The following is a 23,479-nucleotide window of genomic DNA, read 5'->3' as shown; positions in this document are numbered from 1 at the left end:
CGTGCGGAATCGCTGATTCCTGACGCAAGCCTCTTGACCAACTAACCCGGGCGCACCCCCGGGCGGTTCGGGGTCGGGGTCAGCCGACGATCTGGTCGGACGGTGGGGTGAACTGGCGGGTGGGCTTGCCCTTGAGCGCGTCGCGCAGGGTCATCGCCACCGCGTTGACGGGCACCTGGGACAACCCGTCACCCACCGCGTTGAACGGGTTGTCCGGGTCGGCGATGAAGCTCGCCGCGGCCAGTTCCGGGGTGTAGCCGGCGAACCAAGCGGACCGGGTGCTGTCCGTGGTACCCGTCTTGCCGGCGACCGGGCGGCCGACCGTGCCCCGGACGCTGTCGGCGGTCGACCAACCGCCGCAGCCGCCCTTGGCCGGGGTGTCGCCGGTCGGGCAGCGGGCCGCGTCGGTGGCCGCCCGGGCCGCGTCGGCGTTGACCACCTGCCGGCAGCGCGGCTTGGCGACCTCCCGCTCCACGCCGCCGGCGGTCTTGTACATCGCCGGCGTGCCGTCCCGGTTCATGATCGAGTTGACCGGGATGGCCTCGCAGTACCGGCCGTCGGCCGCGACCGCGGCGTACGCGTTCGCCACCTCCAGTGGGGTGGCGTCGGAGACGCCCAGGGTGAACGCACCCCACTTGTTCGCCTTGTCCGGCGCGGCGTGCTCGCGGTCCACGTCGGTACGCCAGCGCAGCCCGAGCTGCTCGGCCAGCCGCACCCCCTTCTCCGCGCCGACCCTCTCCTCCAGCTGCACGAAGAAGGTGTTCACCGACTTGCCGAAGCCGGACCACATGGTCTGCACGCCGGTCATCGCGCCGCTGGCGTTGACCGGGGCCCACCCGTCGTAGACGGACGACTGATACTTGAAGGGCGAGTTGATGGTGTCGGAGAGCTTCGTCCCGGAGTTGAGCGCGGCGAGCATCGTGAACATCTTGAACGTCGATCCGGCCTGGTAGCCCGGAAGCGTGCCCCCGCCGAGCAGCGGCGCGACCGTGTTCGGATAGTTCGCCTTGACCGTCGGTCCGGCCTCCGGGTTGGAGCTGTTCGGGTTCTCGCTCAGGTCGAGCGAGTAGGTCCGGTTCACCGCCATGGCCTTGATCCGCCCGGTGCCCGGCTCGGCGACCACGATGCCATTGGCGAACGCGCTGCCCGTGCCGTCCTTGGCACCCACGTTCTTCTCCGCCGCCTCCTGGATCTTCGGGTCGAGGGCGAGCACGATCCGGTAGCCGCCCCGGCGCAGTTTGTCCATCCGCTCCAGCCGGTTCTCCCCGAACGCGGGCTGCGAGCTCCACCAGTTCTTCAGGTAGTCGCAGTAGAAGCCCCATGTCGCCCGGTACTTCTCGAGGAGCGCGGCGCAGTCGTTCGGCGGGTTGGTGAGCCGTAGCTTGATCGGCTCCGCCTTGGCCGCCGCCGCGGCGTCCGGCGAGAGGTAGCCCAGACGGGTCATGTTGTCGAGCACGTAGTTGCGCCGGGCGGTGGCGTCCTTCTGGTCGGAGGTGATCGGGTCGTACTCCGAGGGGGACTTGACCAGGCCGGCCAGGGTGGCCGCCTCGACCGGGCTGAGGGTGGCCGGGGTCTTGGAGAAGAAGATCTGCGAGGCCGCGTAGATCCCGTACGCCCGGTGGCCGAAGTAGGCCGAGTTGAGGTAGCGCTCGAGGATCTGCTCCTTGCTGACGTGCTTCTCGATGTCCAGCGCCATGCGCATCTCCTTGACCTTGCGCAGGCTGGTCTGCTGGGTGGCCTCCTGGACCTCCTTCGGCGTCTTCGCGCTGTCCCGCAGGGCCATCCGGACGTACTGCATGGTGATCGTCGAGGCGCCCTGGGAGACGCCGCCGGACCGGGCGTTGGACACGAAGGCGCGGGCCACGCCCTTCGGGTCGACGCCGTGGTGCTGGTAGAAGCGGTTGTCCTCGGCGGCGACGATCGCCTGCTGGATGTTCGGCGACATCTCTTCGATCTTGGTGTACTGCCGGTACTCCTCGTAGAACATCGTCAGCACGGTCTTGCCGTCCGGCGCGTACAGGTAGGAGGTCTCGGCGGGCAGCGCGGTCTTCAGGATGCTCGTCTTCTGCTCCACTGCGTGTGCGGTGGCCTTGGCGCCGAGGCCGGTGACGGCGGCCAGCGGATAGGCCGCGGCGGCGACCACGATGCCGGCGATGAGCCCGGCGCGGAGAAGGGGCACGGCACGACCAGCGGAGGCAAGGGGTCGGTTGCTCACATGGTCAAGCTATGACATTTCCGATTCGGAAATGAGAAGAATTCATAAACGGGCGAGGGGGTCCAGCAGTGGTGACGCGGCCCACGCCGGGATCCGCTGTCCCGCGCGGCGGCTTCCCGGCAGGATCGCGGACATGCGTGCTCAGCTGATCGGGACCGACGCTCCGGCGGGCGAGCCCGACCTCGGCCACCACGGGGACGCCGAGGCCACGCCCGGCCTGGTCGACCTGGCGGTCAACGTCCGCCGCGCCCCGATGCCGGAGTGGCTGGCCGACCCGTTGGTCGCCGCCCTGGGCGCGCTGGCCGCGTACCCCGACCCCGGCCCGGCCCGGGCCGCCGTCGCCGCCCGGCACGGGCGTCCCCCGGAGGAGGTACTCCTCACCGCCGGCGCCGCCGAGGGCTTCGTGCTGATCGCCCGGGCGCTGCGCGACGCCCGGCGACCGGTGGTGGTGCACCCGCAGTTCACCGAGCCGGAGGCCGCCCTGCGGGCCGCCGGCCACTCCGTCGAACGGGTGCTGCTCGACCCCGCCGACGAGTTCCGCCTCGACCCGGCCCGGGTGCCCGCCGACGCCGACCTGGTGCTGCTCGGCAACCCCACCAACCCCACCTCCGTGCTGCACCCCGCCGAGGCGCTCGCCGCGCTGGCCCGCCCCGGCCGGGTGCTGGTGGTCGACGAGGCGTTCGCCGACACCACCGCGGCCCCCGGCGTCGAGGGCGAGCCCGAGTCCCTCGCCGCCCGCCGCGACCTGCCCGGCCTCGTGGTGGTCCGCAGCCTCACCAAGACCTGGGGGCTGGCCGGGCTGCGGATCGGCTACCTGCTCGGCGACCCGGGGCTGCTCGCCCGGTTCGCCGCCGCCCAGCCGCTCTGGGCGGTGTCCACCCCGGCGCTCGCCGCCGCCACCGCCTGCGCGTCCCCGGCCGCCGTCGCGGCCGAGCGCGCCATCGCCGCCGGGCTCGCCGCCGACCGCGACCACCTGGTGGCCCGCCTGTCCGGCCTGCCCGGTGTACGCGTCGTCGGCCGCCCCGCCAGCGCCTTCGTCCTGGTCCACCTGGCCGGCGCCGCCGCGGTACGGGAGCGGCTGCGCGAGCGCGGCTGGGCGGTCCGCCGCGGCGACACCTTTCCCGGGCTGGGCCCGGACTGGCTCCGGATCGCGGTGCGCGATCCGGCGACGACCGACGCCTTCACCGACGTGCTGGCGGAGATCCTGGAGGCATGATGTTGGAGCCCACCGTCGCGGCGATCCGGCCGCTCGACGAGACCGCCATGGCGGCGGCCCGCGAACTCCAGGGCCGGCTGACCAAGCCCGCCGGCTCCCTCGGCGCCCTGGAGCCGCTCTCCGTACGCCTCGCCGGCCTGGCCGGGACCTGCCCGCCGCCGCTGCCCGAACCGGCGGCGGTGGCGATCTTCGCGGGTGACCACGGCGTGCACGCCCAGGGCGTCACCCCGTGGCCGCAGGAGGTCACCGCCCAGATGATCGCCAACTTCCTGGCCGGCGGCGCGGTGGTCAACGCGTTCGCCCGGCAGGCCGGCGCCTCGGTCACCGTGGTGGACGTCGGCGTGGCCACCCCGCTCCCGGTCGAGCCGTCCGCCGACCCGTCCGCCCCTCGGCTGGTGGCGGCGAACGTGCGGCCCGGCACCCGGGACATGACGGTGACCGCGGCGCTCACCCGCGACGAGGCCCGGGCGGCGGTGGAGACCGGCATCCGGGTCGCCGGGGAACTGGTCGACGCCGGGGCCGGCATCGTGCTCACCGGGGACATGGGCATCGGCAACACCACTCCGGCCGCCGCGCTGATCGCCGCGTTCACCGGGGTCGACCCGGCGGCGGCGACCGGTCGGGGCACCGGGGTGGACGACGAGACGTACGCCCGCAAGGTCGCCGTGGTGCGGGCCGCGCTCGACCGGCACGCGCCCGACCCGGCCGACCCGCTCGGGGTGCTGGCCGCGGTCGGCGGGCTGGAGCACGCCGCGCTGGCCGGGCTGATCCTCGGCGCCGCCGCGCGCCGGGTGCCGGTGCTGCTGGACGGCGTCATCGCGGTCAGCGCCGCGCTGGCGGCCGCCGCGTTCGCGCCGGACGCGGTCGGGGCCATGGTCGCCGGGCACCGCTCGGCCGAGCCGGGCGCCACGGCGGCGCTGCGGCACCTGGGCCTGGACCCGCTGATCGACCTCGGGCTGCGGCTCGGCGAGGGCACCGGCGCGCTGCTCGCGCTCCCCGTCGTCACCGGCGCGGTCCGGGTGCTGCACGAGGTCGCCACCTTCGACTCGGCGGGTGTGGCCGAGAAGTGACCGGAAATCCGTACCCCCTCGGGTTGCGGCTGGCCGGCCGGCGGGTGGTCGTGGTCGGCGGGGGAGCGGTGGCCACCCGGCGGGTGCCCGCGCTGCTCGACGCCGGCGCGGACGTCCTGCTGGTGGCGCCGGAGCTGACCCCGGCGCTGCGGGCGCACGTCGACGCCGGCCGGCTGCGCTGGGAGCCGCGCCGGTTCGCCCCCGACGACCTGGACGGCGCCTGGCTCGTCCAGGTGGCCGTGGACGACCGGCTCGCCGCCGCCGCGGTCAGCGCCGCCGCCGCCGAGCGGCGGATCTTCTGCGTCCGCGCCGACGACCGGGCCGCCGCCACCGCGTGGACGCCGGCGGTGACCCGGCACGGCCCGGTCACCGTGGCCGTGCTCGGCGGGGGCGACCCCCGCCGCGCCATGAGCGTCCGGGACGCGGTGCGGGAACTGCTGGCCGCCCGCACCGGCCGGCCGACCACCGCCGAGTTCGGTGCCGGCGAGCCGGCCACTGCCGAGCAGGGTGCCGCGCTGGAGTCGGCGTCCGTTGAGCCCGGGGCGGCGGGGGCGCCGTCGGTGGGCCGGGTGGCGCTGGTGGGCGCGGGGCCGGGCGATCCCGAGCTGATCACCCTGAAGGGCTGGCGGCTGCTCACCGAGGCGGACGTGGTGGTCGCCGACCGGCTCGTCCCCGGGCTGCTCCTCGACGAACTGCGCCCGGACGTCGAGCTGGTGGACGCCTCCAAGATCCCGTACGGGCCGTCGCGGACCCAGGAGGAGATCAACCGGATCCTGGTCGACCGGGCCCGGGCCGGCAAGGTCGTGGTCCGCCTCAAGGGCGGCGACCCGTACGTCTTCGGCCGCGGCGGCGAGGAGTTGCTGGCCTGCGCCGAGGCGGGCGTCCCGGTGACCGTGGTGCCGGGGGTGACCAGCGCGATCTCGGTGCCCGCGGCGGCCGGGGTGCCGGTCACCCACCGGGCCGTGGCGCACGAGTTCACCGTGGTCTCCGGGCACGTGGCGCCCGACTCACCGGCCTCCCTGGTCCGCTGGGAGTCCCTCGCCGGCCTGCGCGGCACCCTGGTGATCCTGATGGGCCTGAAGAACCTGGCGGCGATCAGCGCCACCCTCGTCGCGCACGGCAGGCCCGCCGGGACCCCGGCCGCGGTGATCCAGGAGGGCACCACCAGCGGGCAGCGGACCCTCCGCTCGACGCTCGGCACGGTGGCCGCCGACGTGGCGGCCGCCGGCCTCCGCCCACCCGCAATCGTCGTCATCGGCGACGTGGTCGGCACCCTCGACACCTGACCCGAAGTGGCAGACGGCCCGGGACCACATGGTCCCGGGCCGCCGCCGTGGCCGCTCAGGTCACTGCTTGAGCATGTTGTCCAGCATCAGGGCGGAGCGGATCAGCCCGAGGTGGCTGTAGGCCTGCGGGTGGTTGCCCAGCCCGCGCTCGGCGAGCGGGTCGTACTGCTCGGGGAGCAGCCCGGTCGGCCCGGCCGTGTCGATCATCTGGGCGAACAGCTCCTCCGCGTCGGACCGCCGGCCCGTGCGCAGGTACGCCTCGATCAGCCACGCCGTGCAGATGTGGAAGCCGCCCTCCCGGCCGGGCAGGCCGTCGTCCCAGTGGTACCGGTAGACGACCGGGCCGCTGCGCAGCTCCGCCTCGATCTTCAGCACGGTGGAGAGGAAGCGCGGGTCGTCCCCGGGGAGCAGCCCGGAGATGCCGATCCAGAGCGACGAGGCGTCCATCTCCTCGTGCCCGTAGGCGACGCTGTACGCCTCCGCCTCCGGGTGCCAGCCGTGCTCCAGCACGTTGTCGGCGATCCGGTCGCGCAGCTCGACCCACTCCGGCCGGTCCTCGCCGCCGTGCTGCCGCACCACGTGCAGCGCCCGGTCGACGGTCATCCAGAGCATGACCTTGGAGAAGACGTGGTGCCGGGGCGGGAGGCGGGCCTCCCAGATGCCGTGGTCGGGCTCGTGCCAGCGGCGGCGGACCGCCTCGACCATGTTCTCCAGCACCCGCCACTCGTCGTCCCGGACCGAGCCCCGGGCGTCTGCCACGGCGGCGATCAGGTCGGCGACCGGACCGAAGACGTCGAGCTGGAGCTGGTGGTTGGCGAGGTTGCCGACCCGGACCGGCCGGGAGCCGGCGTAGCCGGGCAGGGTGTCGATGACCGCCTCGGCGCCCAGCTCGTAGCCGTCGACCGTGTAGAGCGGGTGCAGCCGCTCCGGGTGCCCACCGGTGCGGTCGACGACGCCGTCGACCCAGCGCAGCAGGCCCTCCGCCTCCTCGGTGGAGCCGAGGTCGACCAGCGCGCGGGCGGTCATCGCCGCGTCGCGCAGCCAGCAGTAGCGGTAGTCCCAGTTCCGGACGCCGCCCAGCTCCTCGGGGAGCGAGGTGGTCGCCGCGGCGAGGATCGAGCCGGTCGGCTCGTGGCAGAGCCCGCGCAGGGTGAGCGCGCTGCGGGCGACCAGGTCCCGGGCGGTGGCGGGCAGCCGCAGCGAGGCCACCCAGTCCTTCCAGGGCTGCTCGGCGGCGGCCTGCCGCTCGTGGATCGGCACCCGGTGGTGTTCCAGGCTGTGCGTGCCGAAGCGCAGCTCCAGCACGATCTGACCGCCGGCGGCCGAGAGGTCCACCACCGCCCGGGCGCTCTCGAACCCGGCGTCGTTGGTCACCTCCCACTCGACCCCGGGGGAGTAGAGCGCGGCCGGCTCGTTGGAGCCGAGCACCAGCAGCCCGTCGTCCAGCGGCTGGAGCTGCACGGCGACCTGACCGAACTCGGGACGCGGCGCGAAGTCGATCCGGGCCCGCCCGGTGCCGCTGAGCACCCGGACCAGCGTCGAGTCGCCGGTGACGATCGCCGGGCCGTCCGGCGTGGTCTCCTTCGCCGGCAGGTCGAGCCAGTCGGTCACGGTCAGGCCGGACCAGCGGGTCTCCACCGTCATGGTGTTGCTGCGGTAGCGCTGGCCGAGCGGGATGCCTCCCCGCTGCGGGCCGACGGTGAAGTGCCCGGCCGGGCTGCCGCCGACCAGGTCGGCGAAGATCGCCGCCGAGTCGGGCTTCGGGTGGCACAGCCAGGTGATCTTGGCTTCGGGGGTGACCAGCGCGACCGTGCGGCCGTTGGCCAGCATCGAGTGCCGCTCGATCGGGACGGCCCGCTCGCCGAAGAGCCAGTGCCGCCGCGTCTCCAGCAGCAGGCCCAGGGCCCGGGCCGCCTCGATCGGCTCGGCCACCCGGTACTCGGCCTGGGTGTCGCCCGGGCCGATCTTGATGCCGACGTCCGGGCCGTGCAGGTTGCCGAAGGCGTTCTCGTCGGTGACGTCGTCGCCGATGAACAGCACCGCGCTGGCCGCGAGCTGGGTGCGGAGCTGGTCGACCGCGGTGCCCTTGTGGGTCGCCACCACCGACAGCTCGATGACCTCCTTGCCCTGGGTGACGGTGACGTCCTCCCAGGTGGCGGGGCCGCTGCGGACCGCCTCGATGGCCGCGGCGGCGACCTGCGGGTCCACCCCGCGGGTGTGCACGGCGACGCTGGCCGGCTTGCGCTCCAGGCGTACGCCCGGGTGGGCCGCGGCGATCTCGCGCAGCTCGTCGCGGAGCCGGGTGCGGACCGCGATCAGCTCCGGGGTGAGCCGCTCGACGAAGCCGATGTCGAACTCCGAGCCGTGGCTGCCGACCAGGTGCACCTCGCTGGGCAGCCGGGAGAGCGTGGCCAGGTCCCGCAGCGCCCGGCCGGAGACCACCGCGACGCTGGTCTGCGGCAGGGACGCGAGGGCGCGGACCGCGGCCACCGACTCGGGCAGCGGCACGGCCTTGCTCGGGTCCTCGACGATCGGAGCGAGAGTGCCGTCGTAGTCGCAGGCGACCAGGAGTTGGGGGACCCGGGCGATCCGGCCGATCGCGGCGCGCAGCTCGGGATCCATCACTCCGCCGTGAGCAGTGGTGGGGGCAGGGGAGTTCACGGCATCACCTTTGCTTGCGACTGCGGGGCTCGCAGAATCGGCTCACTCCTCGCGCTCACGCAACCTCCGTATCGGGCACGCCCAGTTCGGTCAGGAAGGACTTGGCCCAGTGGCCCACGTCGTGGCTGCGCAGGTGGCGTTGCATTATCCGCATCCGGCGCCGGGCCTCGGGTTTCTCGACGTGCACGGCGCGCAGCAGCGCGTCCTTGACCGCGTCCGGGTCGTGCGGGTTGCACAGGAAGGCCTGACGCAGCTCGGTGGCGGCGCCGGCGAACTCACTGAGCACGAGCGCGCCGCCCTGGTCGGCGCGCGATGCGACGTACTCCTTGGCCACCAGATTCATTCCGTCTCGCAGCGGGGTCACCATCATCACGTCTGCCGCGACGTACATCGCGGCCAGTTCGGAGCGACTGTACGACTGATGCAGATAATGCACCGCCGGCACGCCGACCCGTCCGAATTCGCCATTAATCCGGCCAACCTCGCGTTCCACCTTCACCCGAAGTGCCTGGTAGTGCTCCACGCGCTCGCGGCTCGGCGTGGCGACCTGCACCATGACGGCGTCGGGGACTGTCAGCTTTCCGTCAGCGAGGAGTTCGCGGAAGGCCTTCAGCCGGAGCTCGATGCCCTTGGTGTAGTCGAGCCGGTCGACGCCCAGGATGATTGTCTTCGGGTTGCCCAGCTCCTCGCGGATCTGCTTGGCCCGCGCCTGGATCGCCGGGTCCTCGGCCAGTCGCTCCATCTCCCGGGTGTCGATCGAGATGGGGAACGCGCCGGCCTTCACCTGGCGGCCGTCGACCTGGATCATCTGCCCCTCGTAGCGGAGGCCGAGCAGGTGCCGGGCCAGCCGGACGAAGTTCTGCGCCGCGAGCCGCTGCTGGAAGCCGACCAGGTCGGCGCCGAGCAGGCCGCGCAGGATCTCGGTGCGGAACGGCATCTGCATGAACAGCTCGATCGGCGGGAACGGGATGTGCAAGAAGAACCCGATCCGCAGGTCCGGCCGCAGCTCGCGGAGCATCGCCGGGACGAGCTGGAGCTGGTAGTCCTGCACCCAGACCGTGGCGCCCTCGGCGGCGACGTCCGCCGCGGCCTCCGCGAAGCGGGCGTTGACCAGGCGGTACGCCTCGCGCCAGCGCCGCTTGTAGGCCGGGGTCTCGACCGCGTCGTGGTAGAGCGGCCAGATCGTCGCGTTCGACTGCCCCTCGTAGTAGCGCTCCAGCTCCTCGGCGCTCAGCGGCACCGGGTGCAGCCGGATCCCCTCCAGGTCGAAGGGCTCGGGAGCGGCGCCCGTGCCGCCGGCCCAGCCCACCCAGGTGCCCTGCTGCTCGGCGAGCACCGGGTGCAGAGCGGTCACCAGCCCGCCCGGGCTGCGTCGCCACTGCCGCCCTTCGGGTGTGCTCACCTCGTCGACCGGCAGTCGGTTCGCCACAACGACAAAGGAGCTACGGACGGTCACGATCGGCCACCTCCGGGTGCTGACGGGTCCACCGCGATGAGCGTACTGAGCGTAGCTGCGGCCTCTGTTGCCCCGTGCCGGAGTTCCCTACCCGTCCCACGGTGGTCGAACCCCCTTCGTGATCTTGTCGACAGTCGGGCCGCCGCAGCGCGCCACGTGCGCCCCGGGGCGGGGTGATGTGGGCGGAGCGGGGCGTACCTGTCAGGATTGACGATGGCGTGCGCGCGGCCGGCCCCGGCCGGCGGCGGCCGGGGGACCTCGCAGCCCGCGCCCGCGCCCGCAAGCTCGCGATCGCAACCGACGGAGGTAGCCCGCACCGTGGCCCAGTTCATCTACGTCCTGGAAAAGGCGCGCAAGGCGCACGGCGACAAGGTCGTGCTCGACAACGTGACGCTGAACTTCCTGCCGGGGGCCAAGATCGGTGTGGTCGGTCCGAACGGCGCCGGTAAGTCCAGCCTCCTCAAGATCATGGCAGGTTGGGACCAGCCGAGCAACGGCGAGGCCCGGCTCATGCCCGGCTACACCGTCGGCATGCTGGCCCAGGAGCCGCCGCTCAACGACAGCAAGACCGTCCTCGGCAACATCGAGGAGGCGGTCGCCGAGACCAAGAACAAGCTGGAGCGGTTCAACAAGATCGCCGAGCAGATGGCGACCGACTACTCCGACGAGCTGATGGAGGAGATGGGCAAGCTCCAGGAGGAGCTTGACCACGCCGACGCGTGGGACATCGACTCCAAGCTCGAGCTGGCCATGGACGCGCTGCGCTGCCCCGCGCCGGACGCCGACGTGACCCAGCTCTCCGGTGGTGAGCGCCGCCGGGTGGCGCTGTGCAAGCTGCTCCTGGAGGCGCCGGACCTGCTGCTGCTCGACGAGCCCACCAACCACCTGGACGCGGAGAGCGTGCAGTGGCTGGAGCAGCACCTGGCCAAGTACGCCGGCACGGTGATCGCGATCACCCACGACCGCTACTTCCTCGACAACGTGGCCGGCTGGATCCTGGAGCTGGACCGCGGCCGGGCCATCGGCTACGAGGGCAACTACTCCACCTACCTGGAGAAGAAGGCCGCGCGGATGGCGGTCGAGGGTCGCCGCGACGCCAAGATGAAGAAGCGCCTCGACGACGAGCTGGAGTGGGTCCGCTCCAACGCGAAGGCCCGGCAGACCAAGTCCAAGGCCCGTCTCGACCGCTACGAGGAGATGGCCACCGCGGCGGAGCAGACCCGCAAGCTGGACTTCGAGGAGATCCAGATCCCGCCGGGCCCGCGCCTGGGCAACACGGTGATCGAGGTCAACCACCTCGTGAAGGCGTTCGGCGACCGGGTGCTGATCGACGACCTGAGCTTCTCCCTGCCGCGCAACGGCATCGTCGGCGTGATCGGCCCGAACGGCGTCGGCAAGACCACCCTGTTCAAGACCATCGTGGGCCTGGAGGAGCCGTCCGACGGCTCGGTCCGGGTCGGCGAGACGGTCTCCCTGTCGTACGTCGACCAGAGCCGGGCCGGCCTGGCGGGGGACAAGACGGTCTGGGAGACGGTCTCCGACGGGCTGGACCACCTCCTCGTGGGCAAGGTCGAGATGCCGTCCCGGGCGTACATCGCCGCGTTCGGCTTCAAGGGTCCGGACCAGCAGAAGCCGACCAAGGTGCTCTCCGGTGGCGAGCGGAATCGGCTCAACCTGGCGCTGACCCTCAAGATCGGCGGCAACGTGATCCTGCTCGACGAGCCGACCAACGACCTCGACGTCGAGACGCTCGGCAGCCTGGAGAACGCGCTGCTGGAGTTCCCCGGTTGCGCCGTGGTCATCTCCCACGACCGGATGTTCCTGGACCGGGTCGCCACGCACATCCTGGCCTGGGAGGGCGACGACCAGAACCCGGCCCGGTGGTTCTGGTTCGAGGGCAACTTCGAGGCGTACGAGAAGAACAAGATCGATCGACTCGGCGCGGAGGCCGCCCGGCCGCACCGGGTGACGTACCGCAAGCTCACCCGTGACTGACAAGTTCGTCTACGACTGCGCACTGCGCTGGTCCGACCTGGACGCGTACGGCCACGTCAACAACGCCCGCTTCCTCACCCTCTACGAGGAGGCGCGGGTGGCGATGATGTTCGCCGGCGGCCGGGCGTGGGGAGTGGGCTCGTTCGCCGACGGGGTGGTCATCCGCCGGCACGAGGTCGACTACCTGCGCCCCGTCGACTACGCGCTGGGCCGGGCCAGCGCGGAGGCGGCCCCGACGGTCCGGATCGAGCTCTGGGTCGAGGAGATCAAGGCGGGCTCGTTCACGGTCGCCTACGAGCTCTACGACCGGGACGTGCTGGCCAGCCGGGCGCGTTCGGTGCTGGTCCCGTTCGACCTGGCCGCGCAGCGGCCGCGCCGGATCTCCGCCGACGAGCGGGCCTTCCTGCTCCGGTACGCGCCCGGGCTGCCGGCGTGACCACGCCGACCACCGGGCACGGGCTGGACGGGGTGGCCGACGCGGGTGCCTTCCTGGCCCGGCTGGTCCGGCTGGACCCGGCCGTCCTGGTCCGGCTCCGGCCGGTGCCGGGGGCCGGGCGTACCGCCCTCTGGGCCCGGCTGCCGTGGGACGTGCTCGTGGTCCGGACCGTCCCCGGCACGGCGCCGGGCGACGTCACGGTCGCGGCGGGGGAGTTGCTCAGGGAGCTGTCGGCCGGCGGTGAGGCGCTGCCCCGGCGCCGGGACGACGGGTGGCGCTGGCCGCTGCCGCCGCCGGCGAGCCGGGCGGTGGAGGCGCTGCCCGCCGGGGAGGTCCGGCGGATCGCCACCGCGGCGGCCGGGACGCTGCGCGAGGCGGCCGCCCACGGGGTGGCGGGCCGGGCCGTGGGCCAGCGGGCGCTGCGGGACGCGTTGCTGGACCACGTCGCGGTGGTGGTGACCCCGGACGACGCGCCGGACGCCCCGGTGGAGGTCCCGCAGCGGTTGGTGCAGGGGCTGGTCCGGATGGGCTTCGTCGGCACCGGCGACGTTCAGGTACGCGTGGCCGGCCGTTGGGTGGGCCTCGTCGGACCGTACGGAGCAGCCTGGTCGCGTAAGGTCGCTGACCTCGCCCTGACGCCCACCCGAGTTCATCCGAACGGATGACCCCGAGTCGTTCTTCCGGTTTGGGGCAGCCGTTGGGGGGATGCCTCAACCCGGCTGTCCGGGTACCGTCCATCCTCGGATCCAACGCACCGTAGGCGATTGGATCCGCTGGGGAGTGAGGTGCGCGAGCGATGCCGTGGTGGTCATGGCGCCCAGGTCCCGCCGGTGGCGGCGACCCGGAAACTCGAAGCGGGATCACAGTGGATGACACCGTCCGGGTCGGGCCACCGACCCCCCGACAGCCGGCGGACGACGCGGCAGCCGCCGAGCGGCCCGTGATCGCCGACATGCCGGCAACCGTCGCCCCGGTCACCCTCCGCCGGGTCTGCGACGCGCTCGACCTGCTCGACGTGCGCTACCTGGCCGACGGCGACGGCAACCTGCTGGCCATGTGGGAGCGGCACGCCGTGCTGGTCACCCTGGAGGGCCCCGAGGACGAGATCCTGGTGATGCGGGCCCGCCCGCACGCGACGGTCCCGCCGGACTGGGCCGACCGCGCCTACCGGGTGGTCAACGAGTGGAACCACACCCGGCGGTTCTGCAAGGCGTACATCGGCGACCCGACCGAGCGCGGCCAGTTGCCCATCTACGCCGAACTCCAGGTCCCGCTCGGTGCCGGCACCCACGACGCGCTGCTGGTCGAGATGCTCGACTGCGGCGCCGCGGTGGCCACCACCTTCGTCGACTGGCTGCACGACGAGGGCGCCCTGCTCTGACGGTCCGGGCGTGTCCGGCGGCCCTGCCGGCCGCCGGTCAGCCCTCGGCCGCCGGGTCCTCCATCACGTTCACCATGAAGTACGCGGCCCGCTCCAGGTAGTCCCAGAGCGCGGCGGCGAGCTGCGGCGGCAGGTCCAGCCGGTCGACCGCCCGGCGCATGTGGCGCAGCCAGGCGTCCCGCTCGACCGCGCCGATCCGGAACGGGGCGTGCCGCATCCGCAGCCGCGGGTGGCCGCGCTGCTCCGAGTAGGTGTGCGGGCCACCCCAGTACTGGACGAGGAAGAGGGTCAGCCGGTCCGCCGCGGGGCCGAGGTCCTCCTCCGGGTACATCGGCCGCAGCAGCGGGTCGGTGGCGACACCGGCGTAGAACTCGTCCACCAGTTTGCGGAAGGTGGGTTCGCCGCCGATTGCCTCGAAGAGGGTCATCGACTCGCCTGGGGAAGTCACGGCACCCATCCTGCCAGGTGCCATTCGGGGGCGGCTCGTGCCCACCTTCTGGCGGGAGTCAGGTCACCGCGTGCCGGCGCCGGCCGCGCTCGCCGGACCGGTCGCCCACCGGCGCGCCCCGGCCGGGGATGTGGGCGCCCCGCCCCGCCGGGGCGGCCGTCGCCGCCGAATCCGCCCGGGCGGCCTCGACGGCGGCCTCGATGGTCGTCGGGCGCGGCCAGGTGAGCACCGCGAGGAGCATCAGCAGCACGCCGGCGGCGCTCCACACACCGACCACCGAGGGGATGCTGAACCGCTCGGCGAGCGCCCCGGTGGCCAGCACGGCGGCGCCCTGGATGATCTGTGTCCCGCTGGCCATCACGCCGAACGCCCGGGCCCGGTAGCCGTCCGGCAGCGCCTGGACGAAGAGGCCGTTGGCGACCGGGATGAGCCCGGCCACCGCGAAGCCGCACGCGGCGGCGAGGAGCGCCACCACGATCGGCGGCGGGTCGAGCAGCGCGGGGACGAGCACCGCCGGGGCGATCACCGCCAGCGGGCGCATCAGCGTCAGCCGGCGGGCCGGGGCGACGAGCCGCCCGACGAGCAGCCCGCCGAGGACGTATCCGACCGGGTTGGCGGCCATGATGACCGCCTGGGCGGTGCCGGTGTCCATGCCGTTCCCGGTCCGCTCGGCGGCCCAGGCCGCGGCGAGCCCCTCGGGGACGATCGAGAAGACCATCGCGCTGAACACCAGCACGGCGATGGCGCGCAGCACCGGCCGGCCGAAGACGAGCCGGAACCCCTCGGCGGTCTCCCGCAGCAGGTGGCTGCGGTGCGCCTCGGTCATGGCGGGCGGCCGGTTGCGCAGGCCGAAGCGGACCAGCGCCGCGGAAAGGCCGAAGGTGGCCGCGTTGATCAGCAGCGCGGCGGCCGGGCTGACCGCGGCCACCGCCGCGCCGAGCAGGTAGCCGAGGACCTGGGCGGCCTGCCCGCTGCTCGCCGAGACCGACAGGCCGACCACCAGCCGGTCGCCGGCGAGGATCTGGGGCATCAGCGCGGACCGGGCGGCCTGGCTCGGGGGATTGGCCAGCGTGGCCGCGAAGATCAGGGCGAGGATCGCCCAGGGTGGCATCCCGGGCAGGGCGACCAGCACCATCAGCGCCATCCGGACCAGGTCGCAGGCCATCATGACCTGCCGGTACCGGTACCGCTCGGCGAGCGCGGAGAGCAGCGGGCCGCCCAACAGCCAGGGCAGGTAGCTGGCCGCGAAGGCGGCGGCGGAGAGCGCCACCGAGTCGGTCTGCCGGTAGACCAGGACGGTGACCGCGGCCTTCGCGACGTAGTCACCGATCCAGGACAGAGCGCTTGCCGTGAAGAGGACTCGGAACTCCGCGAGGCCGAACACGTCGCGGAAGGTGGCCGGGCCCTCCTGGGCGGGTCGCTCGTCGGACACCGTCGCCTCCATCGTTCCCGGGTCGGCCACTCGTGATGGCCTGACCTGGAACCGTCGTCAGATCTACGGATCAGCGAGGACACGAGCACGCTCCCCTGGGGAGCGTGTTCACCGGATTCTGCCCGATCGTCTGACAACTGGCTAGGGTGAACGGATTGATCGTCGCATCTCCGACTGAACGAACGGACGATACCCGAGGGGTCGCGCGGTGCGCGACCCCGGAAAATCGTCCGGCCCGCCGGTCCGACCGGCCGCCCAGGTCAGGTGGGCCCGCCGGTGCCCGTCTCGCCCACGGCCGGGGCGCGGGTAGGCAGCCCGGGATAGAGCCGGGCCGCCGCGATCCGCGCGGTGATGCCCGAGTTCTCCAGCGCCTCGGCGAGCCGCCGGCGCAGCTCGCGGCCCACCGCGAACTGCCCGTCGGCGGTGGTCTTGACGACGGTACGGATCACCGCGCCGTCGACCGTCATCTGCTCGACGCCGAGCACCTCCGGCTCCTCGACAATCTCCTTCGCCAGCTCCGGGTCCAGCGCGACCGAGGCGGCCGCCGTACGGAGCACCGCGGTGGCCTCCTCGGTGCCGGCGAAGCCGATCGGCAGGTCCACCACGACCAGGGCCCAGCCCTGGCTCTTGTTGCCGACCCGGACGATCTCGCCGTTGCGGATGTACCAGAGCACGCCCCGGCCGTCCCGGACCGTGGTGACCCGGAGGCCCACCGCCTCCACCACGCCGGTCGCCTCGCCCAGGTCGACGGTGTCGCCGACGCCGTACTGGTCCTCGATCAGCATGAACAGGCCGGCGATCAGGTCCTTGACCAGGCTCTGCGCGCCGAAGCCGAGGGCCACCCCGGCGATGCCGGCGCTGGCCAGCAGCGGGGCCAGGTCGAAGCTGAACTCCTTGAGCACCATGAGCAGCGCGATGCCGAAGATGAACGCGGTGACCATGCTGCGCAGCACCGAGCCGATTGCCTCGGCGCGCTGCCGCCGCCGCTCCGGCACGAACTGCTCCGGGTCGAGGGTGGCGCTGGGGATCCGCTCCCGCAGCGGGCGGAGCATGGTGGGCACCGCGCCCTCGGTGGTGGTCCGGACCAGCCGGTTGATGGTCCGGTGCAGCGCCCAGCGGGCGGCCACGGCGAGCAGCAGGATCAGCACGACGCGCAGCGGCTTCAGGATGATCCAGTAGCTGCCCTCGGCGAACCAGGCCGAGTTGGTGATCTCGTAGACGTTCTTGCACCAGGGGTCGGTGCGGCAGTCGACGGACGGCGACGGGCTCGGCTCGGCGGCGGACAGGGCGTGGAGCAGCAGGTTGGCGGGACTCACCCTGCTTTCGTACCGCAACGCCGCTGGGCGCCCGCTGGCGACCCGCCCGGCTCCCGCCGGCGGGGCGGCCCGACCGATCATGCGGGGCGGAACCGGTCATCCTGGCACGGGCGGACCAGGCTTCACGGGGGTACCCCGGATTAGTGCGTGCAATCCGGGGCGCGATCAGGGACTATTGGCGCAACGGACGTCGGTGATCCGGCCGGCGTCGGTGTCGTTCCCCGCTGCCCGCGGGGCGGTCCCGGCGCGGCGGCGGCAGGAGCGGCTGGACCGGGAGGGTGAGCGCGATGCCTGACATACGACCCACGGCGGGCTCCGGTGCACTCGTTCTCAACGCCACCTACGAGCCCCTGTGTGTCGTGTCGGTACGGCGCGCCGCGATCCTCGTGCTCTCCGCCAAGGCCGTCTGCGTGGCCGACGGCGAGGGCATCCTGCACAGCGCGCGCAACGCGCTCCCGGTCCCCTCGGTGGTCCGGCTGACCCGCTTCGTCCGGGTCCCCTACCGCACCCACGTCGGGCTCTCCCGGCGCGCGATCTTCGCCCGGGACGGCTGGCGCTGCGCCTACTGCCGCGGTCCGGCGGAGACCATCGACCACGTCTTCCCGCGCAGCCGGGGTGGCCGGCACGCCTGGGAGAACGTGGTCGCCGCCTGCGCCCGCTGCAACCACACCAAAGGCGACAAGACGCCCGCCGAGCTGGGCTGGCGGCTGCACAACCTGCCGGCGGCCCCGAAGGGCACGGCCTGGCGGGTGCTCGGCCACCGCGCGCCGGACCCGCGCTGGGCCGACTGGCTCGACCTGCGCGAGCCGGAGACCGAGGCGGCCTGAGCGGCAGTCACCGCGCCTTCACCAGCGAGGCGTAGACCACCAGGTTGTCGGCGTACCCGGTCTCGCCGCCCACCCACCGGCCGCCGCAGGTGATCAGACGCAGGTTGGGGCGGCTGAAGTCGCCGTAGACCTCCCGCACCGGCAGCCGATCCTTGCCGTACCGCTCGATCGAGGTCACCTCGAAGACGGCCACCGAGCGGTCCTCCCGGGTCACCTCGATCCGGTCGCCGTCGTCGAGGTCCCTGAGGTCGTGGAAGACGGCCGGACCGGTGGTGGTGTCGACGTGCCCGACGATGACCGCCGGGCCGTACTGGCCGGGGGTGGGCCCCTGGTCGTACCAGCCGACCTCGCCGGCCCGGCCGACGTCCGGCACGTCGATGCTGCCGTCCGGGGCGATGCCGACCCGGTGCACCGGCGCCCGCAGGTCGATCTTGCCGATCGCGAGGTCCGTCGGCGGGCTGCCGGACAGCACCGGGAACTTCTTCGGCGGCGGGCGCAGCCCCGCAGTGAGCTGCTCCGGCAGCACACTGATGCCGGTCACCCGTTCCACCCCGAGCATGGCCACGATGATCGCCATCAGCGCCGCGACCACCAGCACCGGAGCACCGGGGCCGCGCTGGACGGCGTACCGCCAGCGGCCGGCGGCCGGAGCGGACCGCGCCGGCGGGACCGGGCGGGCCTGCGGGTCGGCGGTGGTGACGCTGGCCGAGAAGGCGTGCCCGGCGGCGTGGGCGAACCGTCGCGAGGCGCGGGACACCAGTCGCAGTCCGGTCCCGACCCGGGAGCCGGTCCGGTGCCGGCCCGGGCGGGCGGCGCCGGCGTCCCGGCGCGGGTCGGGCCCGGGGCCGGTGCGGTCGTGGCGGCGCGATGAGCGGGCCATGGCCGCACCTCGTCAGACGCGGCTACCGGTCTTGCGGCGGGCGCTCACCCCGGCCACCACCGCCACCGCGACCAGGCCACCGACCAGCAGCAGTGAACCGGGGCCCCGGCCGCCCGCGGTGCCGCCACCGCCGGTCGCCGGGCCCTTGCTCGGCTGGGCCATGTTCAGCACGGTGAGCATGGTGGAGGCCCGCTGGCCGTTGGAGCACTCCAGGTTCACCGGGTAGTCGCCGGGCGCCTTGTTGCCGGGAATGGTGACCGCCCCGGTGAGGAAGCCGTTGTCCGGCCGGAGCATCACCCGGCCGAAGGCGTCCGAGGTGACCTGGGCCTGCCGGTCGTTGTTGTTGTCGCAGCTGGCCCGGATGCTCACCCGGGTGCCGGCCTGGGCGCTGTTCGGCGTCACCTCGACGAAGACGTTCTCCCCGGCGCGGGCCGGGGCGGCCGTGGTCAGGACGATCGCCGCGACAAGGCCTAGCAGGCCCAGAACGGCCCAGAGCGCGCGGTGTGACAGGAGCCCTCGCATGATTCCCCCCTTCCGGTGCGGCGCACCGGAATCCTGCTGACGGGCAGTGCGGGCTGCATTCCCCCTGACGTGGGGGCAAACCCGGGGCGGATCAGGGGGCGAACCCGGGGCGGATCAGCGACGCCGGCCGGCGGGGGGCGCTCCGGCGGGCGGGAGCGGGGTGACCGGGTGCCAGTCCAGCGGGGTGGAGAGAACCATGGTGCTCGACGGCTGGCCGTACGGGGCGAGCCGGTCGATGACCGCCTCGAACTCGCCCATCGTGCCGGCGGCCACCTTGAGCATGCTGCACGCGTCGCCGGTGATCCGGTGGATCTCCATGATCTCGGGCCAGTCGGCCACGTCGGGGTCGTTGAGGATGCAGCGCGACCCGTAACAGGACATCCGGATCAGCGCGAGCACGGTCCGGCCGGCCCGGGTCAGGTCCACGCGCGCGTGGTAGCCGGTGATCACCCCGGACTCCTCCAGCCGGCGCACCCGCTCGGCCACCGCGGGCGGGGAGAGGTGCACCCGGCGGGACAGCTCGCTGTAGGAGAGCCGGGCGTCGGCCTGAAGTTCGCGCAGCAGCGCCCAGTCCATGTCGTCCACGCGGTGACCTTTCTTCCGTGAAGTCGAGGGCCGCAGACGCCTTCGACGCGAGAGGTGAGACCACCGTACCGCCGTTGAACAGGCATTCCATCTGCGGATGGACCAGCGGCATCATGTCGTCTACCCCGGCGTACGGAGGGAGATGACGGTGGAACAGACGACGGCGGTGCGGCCGGCGACCTCGCAACAGCGGGCGGTCCGCGCGGCGCGCAACGGCGGCGAGCCGACCCTGGAGTTCGCCGACCGGGTGCCTTACGACGCGTACGTGCGGGCCAGCACCCTGCACCAGCTCCAGCAGCCGCTGAGCGACGACCCGGGCGAGATGTCCTTCCTGATGGTCAGCCAGATCATGGAGCTGTACTTCAAGCTGACCTGCCACGAGCTGCGGCACGCGCAGCGCGAGCTGCGGGCCAACCGGATCTGGGACGCGCTGCCCCCGCTGCGCCGCGCCGCCCTGCACCTTGAGGGGCTCAACGCCGCCTGGCAGGGGCTGCGCTGGATGACCCCGGCCGACTTCAACCGGTTCCGCGACCGGCTCGGCGAGGGCTCCGGCTTCCAGTCGGCCATGTACCGCCAGCTGGAGTTCCTGCTCGGCCTGCGCGACCCGGCGCTGATCCGCCCGTTCCGCCGGCAGGCCGAGGTGCACGCCGAGCTGACCGCCGCCCTGACCACGCCGAGCCTCTGGGACGACGTGGTGGCGCTGCTCGCCCGACGCGGCTTCGAGCTGCCCGCCGACCTGCTGGAGCGGGACGTGGCGACCGAGCACGAGTCGCACCCCGCCGTCGAGGCGGCCTGGGTGCGGATCTACGCCGACGGCGGCCCCGACAACCACCTGCGCCTGCTCGGCGAGGCGCTGACCGAGGTGGCCGAAGGGTTCAGCGACTGGCGCTGGCACCACATCAAGGCGGTGCAGCGCTCGATGGGCGCCAAGGTCGGCAGCGGCGGCTCCGCCGGGCTGGCCTGGTTGCAGCGGAGCATGGCCCGGGTGGTCTTCCCGGAGCTGTGGTCGGCCCGGACCGCGATGTGACCGGAGGAATCGTGCGGAACACCGAAACTGAGTCGCTGGGCTTCGGCGGTGCCGAAGCCGAAGCCCGGAAGCTCGACGCCGCCGACCCCGGTCACCGGCACCTGTTCCTCGTGCCGCCCGCCGAGGGCGGGCGCTACCCGGAGGTGGCGTACCTGGCCGGCAACTCGCTGGGTCTGCAACCCCGGGCCACCCGGGAGGAACTCCTCGGCGACCTGGACGCCTGGCGGCGGCTGGGCGTGGAGGGGCACCTGGAGGCGGAGCGGCCCTGGCTGCCGTACCACGAACTGCTGACCGCGCCGGCCGCGCGACTGGTCGGCGCCCGGCCCGCGGAGACCGTGGTGATGAACTCCCTCACGGTCAACCTGCACCTGCTGATGGTGAGCTTCTACCGGCCGGCGGGGGAGCGGACCCGGATCGTCATCGAGGACAGCAGCTTCCCCTCGGACAGCTACGCGGTGCGCAGCCAGGCCCGCTTCCACGGCCTCGACCCGGACACCGCCGTCGTCCGGCTCAAGCCGCGCCCGGGCGAGGACACCCTGCGGACCCAGGACGTCCTCGACTTCCTGGCCGCCGAGGGGCACACCGTGGCGCTGCTGCTGCTCGGCGGGGTCAACTACCTGACCGGTGAGCTGATGGACATCCCGGCGATCACCGCCGCGGGGCGGGCCGCCGGCGCGGTGGTCGGCTGGGACCTAGCGCACGCGGCCGGCAACGTGCCGCTGGCGCTGCACGACTGGGACGTGGACTTCGCCGCCTGGTGCTCCTACAAGTACCTGAACTCCGGCCCCGGCGCCCTGGCCGGCGTCTTCGTCCACGAGCGCCACCTCGGCGACCCGGACCTCCCGCGCTTCGAGGGCTGGTGGAGCACCGAGGCGGCCACCCGGTTCGAGATGACCCCGGTCTCCCGGCCGCCGGCCACCGCCGAGGCGTGGCAGATCTCGAATCCGCCGATCTTCGCGATGGGCCCGGTGCGCACCTCGCTGGAGCTGTTCGACTCGGTCGGCATGCCCGCGCTGCGCGAGCGCAGCCTCCGGCTCACCGGCTACCTGGAGCGGCTGCTCGACGAGGTGACCGCCGACCGGCCGCTGACCGTGATCACCCCGCGCGACCCGGCCCGCCGGGGCTGCCAGCTCTCGGTCCGGATCGGCGCCGGCAGCGCCAACGAGTTGACCAAGCGGCTGCGGCACGAGCACGGTGTGATCGCGGACGCCCGGGAGCCGGACGTGGTCCGGTTCGCCCCGGTGCCGCTCTACTCGACGTACCACGACTGCTGGCGGGTCGCCGACGCGCTGGCCGAGGCCGTGCCGGTGAGCGCGAGGAGTGAGCCGGGTCTGCGAGCCCCGCAGTCGCGAACGAAAGGCGGGCATTCCTCATGAGTACGGAACGCGAGGAGATCGCCGTCGTCGGCGCCGGGCTGGCCGGCTGCCTGCTGGCCTGCTTCCTGGCCCGGCGGGGCTACCCGGTCGCCCTCTACGAGCGGCGGCCGGACCCGCGCACCGGCCGGGTCGAGCGGGGCCGCTCGATCAACCTGGCGCTCTCCGAGCGCGGCCTGGACGCGCTGCGCCGGATCGGGCTGGACCAGCAGGTGATGACGGACGCGCTGCCGATGCGCGGCCGGATGATCCACCCGGTGGAGGGGGAGCCGCAGTTCCAGTCGTACAGCGTGTCCGGCGACCGGGCGATCAACTCGATCAGCCGGGGCGCGCTGAACAACGCCCTGCTCGACGCCGCCACCGCGCTGCCCGGCGTGCGGATCGCCTTCGACCACCGGCTCGTCGGGCTCGACCCGGCCACCGGTGAGATGACCTTCGAGACCCCGCAGGGCAAGGCCAGCGAGACCGCGTCGGTGGTGCTCGGCGCCGACGGTGCCGGCTCCGCGGTGCGCGGGCAGTTGCTGGCGTACGGGGCGGTGACCGAGAGCCTGGACTTCCTCGACTACGGCTACAAGGAACTCACCATCCCGCCGATCGGCGGCGAGTTCGCCCTGGACCCGGGCGCTCTGCACATCTGGCCGCGCGGCACCTCGATGATGATCGCGCTGCCCAACCCGGACCGCTCCTTCACCTGCACGCTGTTCTGGCCGACCCACGGCACGCAGAGCTTCGCCTCGCTGGGCAGCCCGGCCGCCATCGAGACCTACTTCGCCACCCACTACCCGGACCTGGTGCCGCTCGCGCCGAACCTGGTCGACGACTACCAGCACAACCCGGTCGGGGTGCTGGGCACGGTCCGCTGCACGCCGTGGCAGGTGGCCGGCAGGGTCGGCCTGCTCGGCGACGCGGCGCACGCCATCGTGCCGTTCTACGGCCAGGGCGCGAACTGCGCGTTCGAGGACGTGGTCGAGCTGGACCGCTGCCTGGACGAGTGCGGCGACCAGTGGGCGTCCGCGCTGCCGCTGTTCCAGCACCGCCGGCAGGCCAACGCCGAGGCGATCGCCCGGATGGCGCTGACCAACTTCGTGGAGATGCGGGACAAGGTCGCCTCCACGGTGTTCCAGACCCGCAAGAAGATCGAGCACGCGCTGGAGCGCGCCCTGCCCGGCCGCTACGTCTCGCAGTACGAGCTGGTCTCCTTCTCCACCACCCCGTACGCCGAGGTGCGCCGCCGGGTGCGCCGGCAGTACGCGGTGGTGGGGGCGGTGGCGGCGGGCGCGGTGGCCGCGCTGGCCGGGGCGACGGTGGCGCTCGGCCGAGGGAGGCGAGGATGACGCTCTGGGATCCCCGGCT

General features: G+C 73.3%; 20 protein-coding genes. 11 read left to right on the top strand and 9 right to left on the bottom strand.

The features are described 5' to 3' along the window. Positions 1 to 79: 79 nt before the first annotated feature. Positions 80 to 2,215 carry a transglycosylase domain-containing protein gene (locus AB0F68_RS29055; protein ID WP_357343949.1) on the bottom strand — a complete coding sequence of 712 codons (2,136 nt, stop codon included), beginning with the start codon at positions 2,213 to 2,215 and terminating at the stop codon, positions 80 to 82. A 133-nt stretch (positions 2,216 to 2,348) separates the two neighbouring features. On the opposite strand from AB0F68_RS29055, the gene cobC reads away from it, so the two are divergent. The 3 genes from cobC to cobA are packed head-to-tail and all read left to right on the top strand — an operon-like array spanning position 2,349 to position 5,787. Beyond that, positions 2,349 to 3,431, top strand: a complete 1,083-nt coding sequence (gene cobC / locus AB0F68_RS29050) for an Rv2231c family pyridoxal phosphate-dependent protein CobC (protein ID WP_357343947.1) — start codon at positions 2,349 to 2,351, stop codon at positions 3,429 to 3,431. Beyond that, positions 3,431 to 4,501 (top strand): nicotinate-nucleotide--dimethylbenzimidazole phosphoribosyltransferase, encoded by a 1,071-nt coding sequence (gene cobT, locus AB0F68_RS29045; protein WP_357343975.1) that lies wholly within the window; start codon positions 3,431 to 3,433, stop codon positions 4,499 to 4,501. Before cobC ends, cobT begins: the two co-directional genes overlap by 1 nt. Beyond that, positions 4,498 to 5,787: a uroporphyrinogen-III C-methyltransferase gene (cobA, locus tag AB0F68_RS29040; protein WP_357343945.1), complete on the top strand. Its 1,290-nt coding sequence runs from the start codon at positions 4,498 to 4,500 to the stop codon at positions 5,785 to 5,787. Before cobT ends, cobA begins: the two co-directional genes overlap by 4 nt. 60 nt (positions 5,788 to 5,847) lie before the next feature. On the opposite strand, the gene otsB is transcribed toward cobA, so the two are convergent. Both otsB and AB0F68_RS29030 read right to left on the bottom strand, forming a co-directional pair. Continuing rightward, the gene (otsB, locus tag AB0F68_RS29035) at positions 5,848 to 8,409 is read right to left on the bottom strand and encodes a trehalose-phosphatase (RefSeq protein ID WP_357343973.1); all 2,562 of its coding nucleotides are present in this window, start codon (positions 8,407 to 8,409) and stop codon (positions 5,848 to 5,850) included. A 94-nt stretch (positions 8,410 to 8,503) separates the two neighbouring features. After that, positions 8,504 to 9,904: a trehalose-6-phosphate synthase gene (locus AB0F68_RS29030; RefSeq protein ID WP_357343943.1), complete on the bottom strand. Its 1,401-nt coding sequence runs from the start codon at positions 9,902 to 9,904 to the stop codon at positions 8,504 to 8,506. 318 nt (positions 9,905 to 10,222) lie between these two features. On the opposite strand from AB0F68_RS29030, the gene ettA reads away from it, so the two are divergent. The 4 genes from ettA to AB0F68_RS29010 all read left to right on the top strand — a co-directional run bounded on the left by ettA (position 10,223) and on the right by AB0F68_RS29010 (position 13,716). Then, positions 10,223 to 11,899 carry an energy-dependent translational throttle protein EttA gene (ettA, locus tag AB0F68_RS29025; protein ID WP_357343941.1) on the top strand — a complete coding sequence of 559 codons (1,677 nt, stop codon included), beginning with the start codon at positions 10,223 to 10,225 and terminating at the stop codon, positions 11,897 to 11,899. Beyond that, entirely contained in the window at positions 11,892 to 12,335 is a 444-nt protein-coding gene (locus AB0F68_RS29020; protein ID WP_357343939.1) for a thioesterase family protein, read from the top strand. Before ettA ends, AB0F68_RS29020 begins: the two co-directional genes overlap by 8 nt. Next, positions 12,332 to 13,000 (top strand): hypothetical protein, encoded by a 669-nt coding sequence (locus AB0F68_RS29015; protein WP_357343937.1) that lies wholly within the window; start codon positions 12,332 to 12,334, stop codon positions 12,998 to 13,000. The genes AB0F68_RS29020 and AB0F68_RS29015 overlap by 4 nt, the downstream gene beginning before the upstream one ends. A 131-nt stretch (positions 13,001 to 13,131) precedes the next feature. Beyond that, positions 13,132 to 13,716 (top strand): YbjN domain-containing protein, encoded by a 585-nt coding sequence (locus AB0F68_RS29010; RefSeq protein ID WP_313718602.1) that lies wholly within the window; start codon positions 13,132 to 13,134, stop codon positions 13,714 to 13,716. 37 nt (positions 13,717 to 13,753) lie between these two features. On the opposite strand, the gene AB0F68_RS29005 is transcribed toward AB0F68_RS29010, so the two are convergent. The 3 genes from AB0F68_RS29005 to AB0F68_RS28995 form a co-directional block, all read right to left on the bottom strand. Continuing rightward, positions 13,754 to 14,173, bottom strand: coding sequence for a globin (locus tag AB0F68_RS29005; protein ID WP_357343935.1), 420 nt, complete (start codon positions 14,171 to 14,173; stop codon positions 13,754 to 13,756). Positions 14,174 to 14,222: 49 nt separating this feature from the next. Continuing rightward, on the bottom strand, positions 14,223 to 15,608 hold the full coding sequence (locus AB0F68_RS29000) for an MFS transporter (protein WP_357343933.1): 1,386 nt from the start codon (positions 15,606 to 15,608) through the stop codon (positions 14,223 to 14,225). Between the two features lie 248 nt (positions 15,609 to 15,856). Next, positions 15,857 to 16,930 (bottom strand): mechanosensitive ion channel family protein, encoded by a 1,074-nt coding sequence (locus AB0F68_RS28995; protein ID WP_357343931.1) that lies wholly within the window; start codon positions 16,928 to 16,930, stop codon positions 15,857 to 15,859. A 269-nt stretch (positions 16,931 to 17,199) separates the two neighbouring features. Between AB0F68_RS28995 and AB0F68_RS28990 the strand changes: the two genes are divergently transcribed. Continuing rightward, complete coding sequence (locus AB0F68_RS28990) at positions 17,200 to 17,739, top strand: HNH endonuclease (RefSeq protein WP_357343930.1); 540 nt, start codon at positions 17,200 to 17,202, stop codon at positions 17,737 to 17,739. A gap of 7 nt (positions 17,740 to 17,746) precedes the next feature. Here the strand turns inward: AB0F68_RS28990 and AB0F68_RS28985 are convergent, their stop codons facing one another. From AB0F68_RS28985 to AB0F68_RS28975, 3 genes are all read right to left on the bottom strand, one after another. Beyond that, positions 17,747 to 18,619, bottom strand: a complete 873-nt coding sequence (locus AB0F68_RS28985) for a class F sortase (RefSeq protein ID WP_357343928.1) — start codon at positions 18,617 to 18,619, stop codon at positions 17,747 to 17,749. 12 nt (positions 18,620 to 18,631) lie between these two features. Further along, positions 18,632 to 19,141 (bottom strand): hypothetical protein, encoded by a 510-nt coding sequence (locus AB0F68_RS28980; RefSeq protein WP_357343926.1) that lies wholly within the window; start codon positions 19,139 to 19,141, stop codon positions 18,632 to 18,634. A 114-nt stretch (positions 19,142 to 19,255) separates the two neighbouring features. Next, on the bottom strand, positions 19,256 to 19,726 hold the full coding sequence (locus AB0F68_RS28975) for an Lrp/AsnC family transcriptional regulator (protein WP_357343924.1): 471 nt from the start codon (positions 19,724 to 19,726) through the stop codon (positions 19,256 to 19,258). Positions 19,727 to 19,868: 142 nt separating this feature from the next. On the opposite strand from AB0F68_RS28975, the gene AB0F68_RS28970 reads away from it, so the two are divergent. From AB0F68_RS28970 to AB0F68_RS28960, 3 genes are read left to right on the top strand one after another with little or no spacing between them, the layout of a single operon-like run. Further along, the gene (locus AB0F68_RS28970; protein ID WP_357343971.1) at positions 19,869 to 20,753 is read left to right on the top strand and encodes a tryptophan 2,3-dioxygenase family protein; all 885 of its coding nucleotides are present in this window, start codon (positions 19,869 to 19,871) and stop codon (positions 20,751 to 20,753) included. Positions 20,754 to 20,764: 11 nt separating this feature from the next. Continuing rightward, positions 20,765 to 22,129 (top strand): kynureninase, encoded by a 1,365-nt coding sequence (gene kynU, locus AB0F68_RS28965; protein ID WP_357343922.1) that lies wholly within the window; start codon positions 20,765 to 20,767, stop codon positions 22,127 to 22,129. Further along, a complete protein-coding gene (locus AB0F68_RS28960; protein ID WP_357343920.1) occupies positions 22,126 to 23,460 on the top strand; it encodes an NAD(P)/FAD-dependent oxidoreductase in 1,335 nt (444 codons plus the stop codon). Before kynU ends, AB0F68_RS28960 begins: the two co-directional genes overlap by 4 nt. Positions 23,461 to 23,479 lie beyond the last annotated feature (19 nt).

The sequence above is a fragment of the Micromonospora sp. NPDC023966 genome (genome assembly GCF_040639095.1).
Taxonomy (GTDB): domain Bacteria; phylum Actinomycetota; class Actinomycetes; order Mycobacteriales; family Micromonosporaceae; genus Micromonospora.
The sequence above is the reverse complement of the archived record's forward strand: the minus strand, read 5'-3'. Positions and strand labels throughout refer to the sequence as shown.

Coding starts and splice junctions, on each gene's coding strand:
- AB0F68_RS28980 (WP_357343926.1), bottom strand. CDS start 19,141: ATGCGAGGGCTCCTGTCACACCGCGCGCTCTGGGCCGTTCTGGGCCTG.
- AB0F68_RS28985 (WP_357343928.1), bottom strand. CDS start 18,619: ATGGCCCGCTCATCGCGCCGCCACGACCGCACCGGCCCCGGGCCCGAC.
- AB0F68_RS28960 (WP_357343920.1), top strand. CDS start 22,126: ATGAGTACGGAACGCGAGGAGATCGCCGTCGTCGGCGCCGGGCTGGCC.
- cobC (WP_357343947.1), top strand. CDS start 2,349: ATGCGTGCTCAGCTGATCGGGACCGACGCTCCGGCGGGCGAGCCCGAC.
- AB0F68_RS29010 (WP_313718602.1), top strand. CDS start 13,132: ATGCCGTGGTGGTCATGGCGCCCAGGTCCCGCCGGTGGCGGCGACCCG.
- cobT (WP_357343975.1), top strand. CDS start 3,431: ATGTTGGAGCCCACCGTCGCGGCGATCCGGCCGCTCGACGAGACCGCC.
- AB0F68_RS28990 (WP_357343930.1), top strand. CDS start 17,200: ATGCCTGACATACGACCCACGGCGGGCTCCGGTGCACTCGTTCTCAAC.
- AB0F68_RS29005 (WP_357343935.1), bottom strand. CDS start 14,173: ATGGGTGCCGTGACTTCCCCAGGCGAGTCGATGACCCTCTTCGAGGCA.
- otsB (WP_357343973.1), bottom strand. CDS start 8,409: ATGGATCCCGAGCTGCGCGCCGCGATCGGCCGGATCGCCCGGGTCCCC.
- AB0F68_RS28970 (WP_357343971.1), top strand. CDS start 19,869: ATGACGGTGGAACAGACGACGGCGGTGCGGCCGGCGACCTCGCAACAG.
- AB0F68_RS29000 (WP_357343933.1), bottom strand. CDS start 15,608: ATGGAGGCGACGGTGTCCGACGAGCGACCCGCCCAGGAGGGCCCGGCC.